The 13,851-nt window shown below is 36.9% G+C and carries 6 protein-coding genes and 2 pseudogenes; 5 read left to right on the forward strand and 3 right to left on the reverse strand.

Going from position 1 to position 13,851, the window contains the following annotated elements; genetic code table 11:
• The 5 genes from PVV63_RS08975 to PVV63_RS08995 all read left to right on the forward strand — a co-directional run.
• Positions 1-796 (forward strand): HNH/ENDO VII family nuclease (locus PVV63_RS08975; RefSeq protein WP_273791573.1); only part of this gene is annotated, 796 nt, incomplete at its 5' end.
• 21 nt (positions 797-817) lie between these two features.
• On the forward strand, positions 818-1,291 hold the full coding sequence (locus PVV63_RS08980) for an SMI1/KNR4 family protein (RefSeq protein WP_273783967.1): 474 nt from the start codon (positions 818-820) through the stop codon (positions 1,289-1,291).
• Positions 1,288-1,875, forward strand: coding sequence for an SMI1/KNR4 family protein (locus tag PVV63_RS08985; protein WP_273791574.1), 588 nt, complete (start codon positions 1,288-1,290; stop codon positions 1,873-1,875). The genes PVV63_RS08980 and PVV63_RS08985 overlap by 4 nt, the downstream gene beginning before the upstream one ends.
• A gap of 52 nt (positions 1,876-1,927) precedes the next feature.
• Positions 1,928-2,509: an SMI1/KNR4 family protein gene (locus PVV63_RS08990; RefSeq protein ID WP_273791575.1), complete on the forward strand. Its 582-nt coding sequence runs from the start codon at positions 1,928-1,930 to the stop codon at positions 2,507-2,509.
• 99 nt (positions 2,510-2,608) lie between these two features.
• A complete protein-coding gene (locus tag PVV63_RS08995) occupies positions 2,609-5,239 on the forward strand; it encodes a DUF6990 domain-containing protein (protein WP_273791576.1) in 2,631 nt (876 codons plus the stop codon).
• A gap of 965 nt (positions 5,240-6,204) precedes the next feature.
• On the opposite strand, the pseudogene PVV63_RS09000 reads toward PVV63_RS08995, so the two are convergent.
• The 3 genes and pseudogenes from PVV63_RS09000 to PVV63_RS09010 all read right to left on the reverse strand — a co-directional run.
• A pseudogene (locus PVV63_RS09000) lies at positions 6,205-11,184 on the reverse strand (DEAD/DEAH box helicase).
• A gap of 579 nt (positions 11,185-11,763) precedes the next feature.
• Positions 11,764-13,370: pseudogene (locus PVV63_RS09005) on the reverse strand (YfjI family protein).
• Positions 13,367-13,851: toprim domain-containing protein (locus tag PVV63_RS09010; RefSeq protein WP_273791577.1), on the reverse strand; the 485-nt coding region annotated here is incomplete at its 5' end. The gene PVV63_RS09010 and the pseudogene PVV63_RS09005, both read right to left, overlap by 4 nt.

The following is a 13,851-nucleotide window of genomic DNA, read 5'->3' on the forward strand; positions in this document are numbered from 1 at the left end:
GCGAGCCGGTGCTGGTGGATCCTTTAAAGCTGGACTTGAATTTGGAAAATTATTGACTGAAACAGCATCCCTAATGACAGGAGTTGCTGGAGCAGCCAAGGGAGCCATAAAGCTTGGCGAAAAGGCTCTGGCTAAATTTGCTGCTAAGACTGAGGTAACGGCTGCAAAAGCAGGCAAAGACATCGCTCAATCAACGGAAAAAATAAGCGATAAAGCTGTTGCAGTTCATGAGCAAACAGGAAACAAAGCTTCTCAGACAATTGAAGAAGTCAGAAATAAAATAAAAGATATTTATCCAGAAAAAGACATTGCTCAATCAACGGAAAAAATCAGAGATGAAATTGCTAAAACTCAATATTTCACACAAGGAGAACATTTATGGTCAGACAGAAAATCCACTGTTTTTGAGCTTGAAATACCTCACAAAGGAGAAATAATTACTCAAAAATATGAAGTTTATGAGAGTGAAAAGCTGTTTAATCCTTACCGAATTGTTACTTGGATAGAAAAAGGGAAAGAAGTAGAAGGTACAAATATTGAAAAGATGACAGCAGGAAGAGCGCCCATAGGATTTGATGATAAATCCATTGAATTCCATCACATATTGCAAACACATGATGGTCCTCTAGCAATGGTGACAAACGAGTTTCATAAAAAATATCATCGTATCCTTCATAATAGGCCTAAGGAAATGGGATCAGATATTGATAGAGATTTGTTTAAAAAGTTGAGAGAAGAACTTTGGATGTTATGTGCTGAATGTTATAAACCGAAAGATACAAAAATTAAAAAATAACAATTTATAGGAGAACAAATTATGAAAACTTACACCTTAGATGATGTTGCAGAGTTGGTTGAGAAATATAGTGATATTGTTGATTTTGGCACTGCAGAGGATGCGGTTAGTAATGAAAGGATTGAAGAAGCTGAGAAAATTCTTGGTGTAAAGTTTACAACTTCTTATAAAGACTTTTTAAAAAATTATAAAGGAGGAGAAATTGGAGGTTATGAAATATTTAGCATTTATAACGCAAGTTTTGATAAGTGTCCTGCTGGTGATATTGTTTTCTATCATTTGACGGATATAAAAAATGGTTTCGCAAAACCAAATCAGCTTGCCGTGAATAGAACTGATTTTGGTGAAACATTTTACTTTGATTATACTCAGTTTCAGGATGGTGAATGCCCACTTTACGTCGAGATTCCATCTGGAGCGTCACATTATTATGCAAGTAATTTTTATGAATTTCTCTGTAAAAGAATTAAAGAGCACGCAGGGGAAGATTTATGAAAACCTATACCTTAGATGATGTTGCAGTATTAATTGATAAAGTGAATAAATATGATGATGAGATTATTAATTTTGGTAGTGAAGATGATGAAGAGAATGAAACGGATGATCTACAGATTGAAAAGGCGGAGAAAACTCTCGGCGTACAATTCACATCCTCTTACAAAGTTTTTTTAAAAAAATATGGAGGAGGAGAAATTGGTGGTGAAGAAATTTATAGCCTTTATGGAGATTGTGGGGAAGGTATTCCTGCTGGTGATATTGTTTACCAAAACTTACTCGATAGAAAACATGGTTTTGCGACACCAGAACAGCTCGTTGTGAGTTATGATCTTGATGAAACCTTTTACTTTGATTATACGCAGTTTCGGGATGGTGAATGCCCACTCTATGTCATGTTTGCGGATGAGGAGTCCGAATATTACGCAAGTAATTTTTATGAATTCCTTTGCAAAAGAATTAAAGTACACGCGGGAGTTGAGATACCTGATGGTGACCAACCGATTGAAAAGATTGAGCACACTCCCACTCCGCAACCTATCCCTTTCTACAAGAGCTTTTGGAAAAAACTATGGAAGAGGTGAAATTGATAGTGGAAATATGGAGCGTTTATAACGCACGTTTTGAGGATCATCCATGAAAACCTATACCTTAGCTGATGTTGCAGTATTAATTGATAAAGTGAATAAATATGATGATGAGATTATCAATTTGGGTACTGCAGAAAATGCAGTTGATGATCTACTGATTGAAAAGGCGGAGAAAGCTCTCGGTTTACAATTCACATCTTCTTATAAGAGTTTTTTAAAAAATTATAAAGGAGGAGAAATTGGAGGTTATGAAATCTGTAGCGTTTATAGGGATTGTGGAATAGGTATTGCTGCTGGTGATATTGTTTTCCGCAACTTAAATAATAGAAAAAGGGGTTTTGCGACACCAGAACAGCTTATCGTAAGTAGAACAGATTTTGGTGAGACTTTTTACTTTGATTATACGCAGTTTCGGGATGGTGAATGCCCACTCTATGTCATGCTTCCATCTGAAGATTGCGAATATTACGCAAGTAATTTTTATGAATTCCTTTGCAAAAGAATTAAAGAAAGCGTGGGAGCTGAGATACCTGATGGTGATCAACCGATTGAAAAGATTGAGCACACTCCCACTCCGCAACCTATCCCTTTTTACAAGAGTTTTTGGAAAAAACTATGGAAGAGGTGAAATTGATAGTGAGGAAATATATAGTCTTTCTAGAGAGCCTAAGTATTACACAAGTAATTTTTATGTAAAAGAATTACAGATCATGCTGGGGGAATGATGATGCAAACTAAAGATGTCACAGAGATTTTAAAAAGACTGGGCTGGGAGCCTTATCGTGATAACGTGGGTGATACTTTTGCGCATTATCATCTTCCCGATCGCATTATTGGCATTGGCTATGGTGTAAAAAATTATGGAGAGAGTGGCAAAGAGTTTTTGCTTTCGGCTGATCTCACCACCGCTGCTTATTGTCTTGGCTGGGAATATTCTAGAGGTGAAAAATCACAGCGTAAATATGGAGATGTGCTGTTTTACGCGAAGGAGGATTTTAATGTTAAAGCTCCGGATCTTTCCGAAAGCCATATCACAACCGCTTTAAACAAAGTGGTTGCATGGGCGCAAGCACAGGATATTGAAAAAAAGTTGTGCGAGGAAGCTGCTGATCATTCTGCCGTTGCACAAGCATTACTTGGTGATATGGAGGCTTTAAGGAGTGATAGATCTACCCCAAAACTATCTGTGCCAGAATTTGCTGATTATAAAACAATGACATCGGATGATCGCCTGCTTTTTTTTGCACAGGCCTATAAAAATGGGGAATTAGACGATATTCTAACGCGCAAGAAGCCAAAACAGCGCTCGATAAGTCTCACAGCAGCAATGCGCGTTCTTAAAACACAAGGGTGGTTTTCAACGGAACCTGGAAAAATGTGGTTGATTTTGCCCGACCGCTTTATTCAATTTGATTTTGGTTTTATACGTCTTCATGATAATTACAATGTCCGTATTGAAGCTGAAATATCTAATGAAATGATTTCTGTCGCTTGCAATTGTATTCACTATAGTAAGGAATATTGGTGTGTTTCTCCTAAAAATATTTATAATTCTTTTAATACGATTGGGGGGGGGGTTTTTAGTGGTTTTGGTAAAGGCATTGATATTTGTGTAGAGACATTAGATGAGCAAGAGCTTATCAAAATCTCTGAGCGGATAATACAGTGGGCACATGCCCAAGATTTACAAGCATCAATAGAAAGCAAAACACGTGTTCAAAAGTATAGCTACAATATACGTATAGTCTGGCATTTGGCTTGTTTAGCATTGACAGGTCAAATTGATGTTCTGAAATCTTATCAAAATTTTTTAGAAGCAGGTACGATTTCTGAAATTTTGGATGACCGTGAAGTAGAGAGATATATTAACCAGGCCGTTCAATTTGCTGAAGAATATCTGAAAATCCTTAATGAGCGAAAAGCTATAGATGATCGTCTTAGTTTACAAGATTTGTCTTTTCTTAATACAGTTTCTGAAGACTTAAAAAGGATGGACTGGACAGTCTATCGTGATAAAAATTACAATTGCAATGCTTATTTTATAAAGAAAGATCGTATCATTAATATAGTGTACAACCTTGATAAAAACGGAGAGACACCATTTGTTACCTTCAAGGTTTCTCTTTCAACACTTGGTTTTTCTACAGCTTATCGATCTATTTTCATCAATACTCCCCAATATACCGTTCTTAAAGAATCAGAAGAAGTTTATGCAGTTTCTAGTACTGAATTGGATGAAGGCAAGCTGAAACAGATCAGTGCGGATATTTTGTGCTGGGCTGATCGACAAAATGTTAATCAAATCATCTATGATTATGCGGCTTTGTCCCCAGACAGTGAATATGATTTTGCGAAGTTGCACCTTATTGCACTTATTCTTATTGGGGATGTTGAAAAACTCAAATTTTATAAGGAAAGTTTGAAGGATAAAAACTTTTCAGCTTTGATAAGGGAAAACATAGCACATATTATTGATAACGTCCTTGCTCTTGCACGCCGTTATCGGACTGGTTTTCCTAAAAACGCTCCGATTTTGAGCTTGGATCCGCAAACAGCATCTGTTGCTTCTAAAACAACTGCTGTTGAAGCGGCAGAGGAAGTGGATGAAGCGGATGACACTGATGATCGTCTCACCATGGAAAGTGCTCATGCACTTTTAAAAAGCCTAGGCTGGTCAACTGAGAAAATCAATGAGAATGACCATATGGCAAGCTATCAATTGGCTGATCGTGAAGTAGACATTCTTTATAACGACGAAATTGCCAAAGATTACCCACAATTTGATAGCGCTTTTATGATTAGTACTGGCATTCTTTCCACCGCTTGTAAATTCATTGATCCTACCCACACGGAAGATATTCCAGATATACAGCTTAATTTTGAAGCAAAGGGATTAGAAATCTTTGAACCAGAAGTTACTGCGGATCGCTTAAAGCAAGCACTTGATGACGCGCTAAAATGGGCGGTAACAGACATTGACCTTTCTGAAAGACTTCGCTCTGATTATGGCGCTGCTCCTTGGGAAAAAAGCACCACGTCTGAAGCAAACGATGCACATTATGCTTTACTTCATCTTGGCGCTCTTGCTTTGTTGGGTGATGCTGAAACCTTACAATCTTATCAGCAAAGCTTTACGGCAGGTGATCACCTAGGTTTTGACGAGAGCATCAACAAAACCCACCTTGAACGTGCATTAGCTTTAGCCAAAGAAGTAGCAAAGGTGAAGCAAGTGAGTTACGCTTTGATTAAACAGGTGGCAGAAAAGCTTGATGATCCACAAGAGGTTACCAGCAAGGAGCAACCCCGCTCGTGGAAAGAGAAAATAGTCAATTTTATCGGAAAAAAAGACAAGAAATAGCACCTAAAAAATATCGAAAAGATTTCAGAAATTTAGAAAATAAGACGCGCTCCAAAGCCTTGATCACTAGTTGAGAAACTCAACAGTAGTGTGGCTCTGATCATGGTTTTGGTGCAAGATTTTAATGAAACAGCCTATTATTTCATAGATTATTAAAATTACTTTTTATGGGCTTTTGTCTATTTTATCGGTTATGTCAGTTTATTTAACAGACGAATCTTATGATTTTAGTGAATGATTAAAATGTGCTTTATGAAAAGCATATGATCCTTTAAGCCTTTCAAAAGAAAGGGATTATAATCATAATAGATGCTATCAAGACCATTATGGTTATGAGTTTTGGAGGTTTAGGGGGTTTTGGAGGTGCTTTTTACGCTCCCCCCTTTACATATTTTTCAATAAAAAATAAAAGTCATTATATTTCAATAAGTTAATCTTTCAAATAAACAACCTATATTAAACACAAAACATAAATACAATCTTTAATATATATTTAAGAGGGTTTTGTAGGTGTTTTGGGGGTTTGAGAAACATTCAAAACCTATAAGTAATATAAGAAAATGAATATACATAACTCTCTTTAAACAAAGCTTCTGATAACAATAAAGCTATCATTTTAGATTACGGTATAATCTTTTAAAGGCAATGTAAAAGAAGCGTATTCACTTTAAGATGGGATTTATTAAAAGTCTTAAAGCAATCCAAATAAGAGTATCTAAAAGTGCAAATGGTTTCTTTTTAGAATAACGCATGATAAATTATTCCTTTTAAGATTATAGGTAATCAACTCACAAGATGATACGTTTAAAGAATTTACAAAAGTCCATTAAAGAGATCTTGATAACATAATTATTTCCTATCTTAGTTTATCTCATAACAGATGATAAAATAGACTGTTAGTTAAACTAATACATAAGCGGCTTTAATAAGATTGGCATGCCCATTATGTGAGCATGCTTTATAAGTTATTCAGTTTCTCTAATTTCTAGTTTTGGTAGGTTCTTAACGATTTTCATTGTCTCTAAACTTATGGTAATAACCCTCTGAAATAACTCTAGAGGGTAGGCAGGGTTGCCAACGGTTTCAACAGCATAGCGATTGGCATCATTGACAATACCACTCTTTTTATCAGTCTTAACGCATTGACGCCCCATAACCCATTCAAGAGCAGGCTTGCCATTGACGATATACTCATAAGCTTCAAGAGGGATATCTGTTATGGTAATATTGCTATTGTAAATAACAGTCGATTTATCCTTTTCCTTACTATTCTTAATTTTTGCGAATTTCATTTCAGTCACATAATAGAATTTTTCGAGATTAGAGATTTCTGTCTGTTTTGGATTACCCTTTTTAAAGATCACGGGATAAGGCTCTACATCTTCATAATTCACGTGCAAATGACCTAGTTCACGTCCTGCTGTTACAAATTTCCAAAAGTCATCAGCACTCTTTACACACGGGATACGAGGCAATTCTTTAGAGAGGTTATCAGCATAACGGGCACGATAATCTTCCGAATGAAGTATACCGTAAACATAATAGAATAGATCATCCTTAGTGATTTTTTCATTAGGATAAGCTGCTTTAAAATGTGCTAATCCTTCATCAGTAATGGCATCATGCCTCTGTAAACCAACAGTTTTGTTTTCCTCTATAGAGTCTGTAAATAAAAGGGTTTGTTTCTCACTTTTACTTTTTGAAACCGTAGCATCTTCATAGATATATCTTGGAAAGCATTGACTATTCTCCATCACTTGAAATTCAGGCACATTCTTAGTCATAATAACAGAAAAATCTTTCTTTGCTCCCGTACCTGTAATTTGTATTACTCTATTTTCAACCGCTTGCCCCATTGGAAATATACATGGAATTTGGGCAACCATTTCATTAAAGGCACGATTGTAATAGAGCCATTGTTGTGTAAAAGGACGATATAGGCTTTGAATAAGGCATGTATCTTCAAATTCAAAAATCTTTCCTTTAGTTAAATGTTTCTTAAGATTAATACTCCAACTAATTTTGCTTTCATCGGCATTAACAAAATTATCTACAGTTTTAGTACGTGTTTTACCGTTATCATGTGTATAAACACCATTAAAACGCTCCACTTCACTATTGTAGAAAGTAATCATATTACTCATATTCTTCGCGAGAGTTTCATTGCTTGCATTGTATGCCCAAGCATCACGATTGGTTTTTAGACCACAAGAATAAATCTCAAACAGTTTTTTACTATGAGGTTTCTTATCACCTAAAGCTAGGAATGTCTTGAAACTGTCATCACGTTGACCAAGCCAATCATTATGCTTATCCGGTATAATTATTTGCCAACCTTGTTTGCTCTGTGTAATACCATCAATGCTACCAAATTTTTTAATTGTCTTAAGCTTTTTTTCTCTTGTGAGATAATCTCCAATATCACGGAAATATATTTTCCCACGCTGTTGAGATTCTGGATTTTTTATGAGAATAGAGATAGCTATGGGAGCCCGTGATCCAGAACCAAAAATCTTACCACCTTCTTTTCGCGAAAGTTCTCCAGAGGTTCGTTGATTACCCCGTAAATGGAAAATATAAAGGCTGCTAAATTCCTTAACGAGGCATTTTCTTAAACCATTTAAAGAACATGCATTAATAAACCCTGCGTTTGTCACAAAACCAATAATACCACAATCTTTTATACGGTCACTAGCCCATCGAATTGCTCGTATATAGCTATCATAAAGTGCTTGCATATTGATTGATTCAGATTGAGCAGCATAAGTTTCACTGATACGATTATCTAATATGGGATAAGGGGTATTCTTCGCATTATCATTAGCACTTTTTTGACCAGTTGAATAAGGCGGGTTGCCGAAGATAACTTCGATAGTCAAATTTTTCTGATGTTCCAAATATTCACTGTTTTCTTTGAGTATACCTTCCATAAGATCTTGTTTTTCAATCATTCGAAACGTATCAGTCAAACCAATATGCTTGAAAGGGATATAATTTCCTTTCATAAGACCATGATAGGTTGCTTCGATATTAATGGCTGCTATGTAATAGGCTAGCAAGACAATCTCATTTGCGTGGATATCATAACGGTATTTATATTCCATATCCTCTGGTTTGATGAGATTGGATTGTAATAGCCGTGTGATAAAGGTCCCAGTACCCGTAAAAGGGTCAAGAATAGAAACACCACGTGATCCTAGACTTTTTCCAAATTCATGACGCAACACATCATCAACAGAATGAATGATAAAATCAACAACCTCAATGGGAGTATAAACAATTCCTAATTTTTCTACTGTACGCGGAAAAGCATAACGGAAAAATTCATTGTAAAGCTCTACAATTAAACTTTGTTGTGCTTCAAGATTGGTAATTCCACGCGTGTAAAATTGTATACTCCTAGAAATATTGTTCAGATCTTGAGATTCTTCTTTAGGGGTAACTTTATCAAGGACATTGAGTACACGTTGTAAAGCACAAGATACGGGATTCTCTTGAACAAACTGATGCCCCTCAAATAAAGCATTAAAGACTGGACGCGTCACAAGATGTTGCGCAAGCATTTCAATCGCATTTTGTTCAGAGATAGTTGTATTTAAATTACTACGTAATTCGGTCATAAAATCATTAAACACACGCCGTGTTTCAGTTTCTGATTTCGTCAAAACCTCAGTTAAGCGTGTGATATGAGTTTGAGCAAGATCACCAACATTTATTGCCCATTTTTTCCAATAGCTAGGGTCGTAAAATCTATTAACAATAGCAGCTTTAATGACATCTTTACATTTAGAAAAAAGGGGGAGTTCTCCTTGTTCTTCACATGTGTGAGAGGATTCATAAGTTGCTAACCCAATATTAAGTCCTGAATACTCTAATTTTGAGCGTATAGGTAAATCATCAATAACCGTGGTCGTATCTTCTAACGCAAGTTCTTGAGAAGCAGCAACAATTTCAAGAGCATCGCTTACGTCTTGTTTTTTGTGCATATGGTGAATTATTTTATTAAAGTTATCATCATGAGCACGTAAAGCATTGAGAACTTGCCAGATGACATTATACTTTTGGTTGTTTTCTAAGGCTATTTCCGGCGGAATATCAGCGGGTATCCCAACGGGTAGAATGATATAGCCTCTTTTTTTACCCTCTGCTCGACGCATTACACGTCCGATCGCTTGAATAATCTCAATTTGACTTTTGCGCGGGTGTAAAAATAGAACAGCATCAAGAGCGGGTACATCAACACCTTCAGAAAGACAGCGTACATTGGTAAGTACACGACAAGTATTTTCCCCCGCATCTTCCTTTAACCAGTCAAGTTGTTTTGTACGCTCTTTAGCACTAAAGGTTCCATCAATATGGGCAAGGGTACAGTTAAGAGGAGGAGTATCTTTATAGTTTTTATGAAGAGCGCGTAAAGATTCTTGCACTTTTTCTTTTTTGAATCTTTTGCATATGCGTTTAGAAGTATCAATATCTTTGCAAAAAGCTAAAGCTCTACGCATGGGCTTGGGGTCATCTTCAAGATCAAGTTTCAGATCCATTTTGGTAAGGGCTCTATAACAGCCATTAATCTTGGTCCTATCATCGAGAATAAGTTCATAATTCTTATCGGTAATCAGATGTTGAATGGATTGACTTACTTCTTCTTCGTTGACAACTAATATGATAACTTTACAAGGTGATAACAGCTTATCCTCTAAAGCACGTGAAAAGTTGTAAGTGTAAAGTTGTTTGCCATAGAGTTTTTCATTATCCATGGACACCAAAACGTTATTGGATAAGAAAGCATTCCTTTTCAGCTTGTCACTAAAGATCTTTGGGGTTGCTGTCATGTAGAGGCGTTTTTTGCCTCGAATAATGCTATTGTCATGAACCTTGATAAATTCAGATTCATGCTTTTCTGTTCCCAACACAACACCAGTTGTTCTATGGGCTTCATCACAAATGATCAGATCAAATTCAGGTAACCCATGGGTATTTTGTGCATCCTAAATCACTTGGATAGAATGATAGGTTGAAAAGATGACCGTCATTGCATCTGCTAGGTTTTCACAAGCTTCTTTGGCAAGGGCTTTCGCATCTGTTGTAGCAGGGAGAACAAGATCTGATGTTTCCATGCCAACAATATCATCTTGGTTTTTACGACGCTTGCCTACTTTCGTATCAGAACAAACCGCAAAGGAACGCAACGGGACTTGTGCATCGGCTGTCCATTCACGGATTGTTTGCGAAACTAAAGCCAGAGAAGGAACCAGAAACAACACACGCTTGCCTGTTCCTGCTATGGTTTCTGCTATCTTAAGGCTAGTGAAAGTCTTCCCCGTTCCACATGCCATAATCAGCTTGCCACGATCTGCTTCTTTTAACCCTTCACAGACTTTCTTGATGGCTTCTTCTTGATGGGGACGAGGCTCTTTTGTTGATTTCAGAAGAACTTCTTGTTTTGTTGCAAATATTTGCCAATCTATCCGACTGTTTTCCATATGACGAAGGTCAATACGATAAACGGGTATCGCTTGTCCTTTAATCATGGCATTCACATTGTCACTTAATTCCACTTCTGTGGTATCAACGAGAAGACGATATTTAAAGATGTCTTTTCCAGATGCAGCGATAAAGCTATCAATATCTTTTTTACTGATCTGATGGTCAGCTTTATAAAATTTACATTGAATAGCCACATATCCCTCTTGATGACGAAGCTTTCCCACCAGATCAATGCCGATATCATTTTTATTCCAACCTTCACGCTCTTCAGCCCATTCATAATAGGTTTCTACCTTTTCATAGCGTCCATAATGAAGAGGGTCATGCATAAGATAAGCCATGACAAGATTTTCAAACAATGTTCCCAATTCACGAGGTGATTTTGCTTGTTGACGATAATATTCTAAGAGAGAGCGTAAAGAGACATGTTCATGATCAGAATGATGAGGGCGAAGCATAAAGAATAAACTCCATGACAATATATTCTATTGATTAATTCTCTTCAAAAGAATCAAAACGAAGCTTATTAAATCCATTTTGAATGAATAGTGAGAAAACTGGAAAAAATGCTAAAAAAGCGGATAAATTTTTTTCAAAAGTTTTTTTAATGCTGTTTATCCACAGCCCATGACATGGGATAAGATCAGCAAAATAGTGAAATTTGCTGTTTATTTGATGTGTTAATTGACCTGTTAATCAAGACAAATGCACCATGGACTTTAAAACATCAGAATGAGTATTTTGATAAGTTTTATGAATTATTTTATAGATAGGTTTTGTCTGTTTTTAAAACCCCCAAAACACCTACAAAACATATATTATTGGTTGAATTTATAGGTTGTAATGTCGATATAGGTTGTTTTTTTAGATCTGTAAAATATTAACCACTTGAAATATAATAACTTTTATTTTTGACTAAAAAATATATATAAAGGGGGGTAAAAAGAACCCCCATAACCCCCAAAAACTAATGATGGGGAGTGCTTTAAAGGTTCACTGTTATATTGTTTAATGTTTTATAAGATTTCCAAATTGCCTCAGTGTGATGTCTTATGACTTTTCACTAAGGGGTGCCATTCATAACGTATGGTAGGTCGACCGCCTTGGGAGTTATTGTCTCCAGAGATTTCACGAATATAGTTACAACGACATAAAAGCTCTAAAGCTTGCTTAACGGTTTGATTGTCTGTTAAACATTTCCAATCACGTTTATAAACATCCCTTGCTGTAAAAATATCGGGTAAATGATCACAGCGTTCAACAATTAATTTTGCACGCTCTGCTGTTAATGTATCATGCGCCGCATAAAGACGTTTTGCATGACTTAATAGATATTTTTCCCAACGCAATGCTGTTGTAATGGCATAGAGACCAATTTCAAAACCACCACTATCAAGAAGTTCAAAAATTAACGCAAGGCTTGCTATGGTCTTTGGCATTTTTAAAACATGCGATTGTAAGCTTTCGGAGAAACGACCCCCTTTTGCTTCTCTATGAAGGTTTTCTAACCATTCATAAAATTTCTCTTGTGCTTTTGGCATAAAACGCATGATCAGCGGGTGTTCTGGAGAACCTAATCGTTTATCACGAAAGAGCGAAAAACACCTTCATACTTTTGCCAGCCCTCTTGATTGGGCGGTCTATCAATCAATTTCCATTCTTGATTTTCATCGGGCCACACAATCATTTGAAACCGTTGCAATAAACCGTCATCGTTTATTCCATGGTGCATGGCTTGAATGATGGGAATAATTCGTGAAGGTTGAATGCCTCCAATTATTGATAACGTTACATGGGGGATAAAAATGGTTCCCCGCTCGATACGGTCATAGGTAAATTGATCATCTCCATTAAAAGCTGTGAGATAAAAAGCACGGTCTGTTTGATATTCCTTTCTTTCTAGATTGGTTAAAAAACCAGATAACTCATCACGAACCATTAAGAGACCACGGGGGTTTTCTTTTAAGAGTTCCCCAAGCTTTTCAACCGTCACATCATTGACAATAAAACGAGAGACATCATCATCATGGGTATTATCTTTAGAAGGGGCTTCAGACAAAAGAGCACGGGCTGTTTCAAGATCTCCTTTTTTGATCGCTTTATGGGCTTGTTTTTCCTTTTCTCGTTTGTCTAAAGTTTCAAATCTCTCTTCAATTTCTTGTTTTTCTTTCTGTTTTAACCACTCTTTATACCATTGCTTTTGAAGGCAAGTAATGGGCGCTAAAGCGGCTTTCATGGCTGGTGTTTTATATGTTGATGATTGACCAATAAGAGCGCCCCAGAGATTAGGAACAATTTTCCAATTGGCATGTTGTTTTGGAGCAACCCGCACGCCATTACCAATGACAGCCGCCAAGGCACAGAGAGCAGCGACAGCAATAAAATCCATAGGGGCTTGTTGACGTTCTGAAACGTCATAAACATAATCCATGAATGGCATGGGGAGCTGTAATGGATTAAAAGGCTTGACGGGTAAGAGAGCCGCCGTGATAGGCTTTAATTCCCCCCAACCATTTTGTTGCAAGGCAACTTCATAAGAAATAGCTTCTAAACAAGTCTTATCATTTAAAGAAACATTATCGTTATCATTGAATGAAACATTTTGATTGTTGTTCTCTACAATATTGTTTTTATTCTCTCTCATTTATTTATACCTTTCAGTATCAAAACATGATTGAAATCTAGACCGTATGGGGCTTGCATGATAAAGACCTCAAAGCCTTGTCTATAAGCACGCGCAGCGAGGGTAAAACCTGCTTTACGACCCGCATCATCGCCATCCATTGCAATGGTGAGACGGGCTTTTGTAGGAGGTAAATTCACATGCCTCATGCCATGGGTTGAAAGGGACGCCCATAAATCAACGGGCTCTGATAACAACCCCGACAGCAGAGCCAGACCGGTTTCAATGCTCTCACAAATGACCAGATGTTTGGGATTGTCTTGACTTAAATGCACAGCACCACCTGTTACAGATCCCAACATGGCTTTTGCTGGTTTTTGGTCTGTTTTGCAGCCATTGGCTTGTAAAAAGGTTCTATGAATGGCGAAAGAGCCAGCGCCCTTAACAAAAGCAACCAACGCGGGCAGTGTAACCCCAGAGGGGTGCGAACATTTGTCGTAAA

Origin of the sequence: Bartonella sp. CM31XJBT (assembly GCF_028618555.1) — a bacterium.
Lineage (GTDB): Bacteria > Pseudomonadota > Alphaproteobacteria > Rhizobiales > Rhizobiaceae > Bartonella.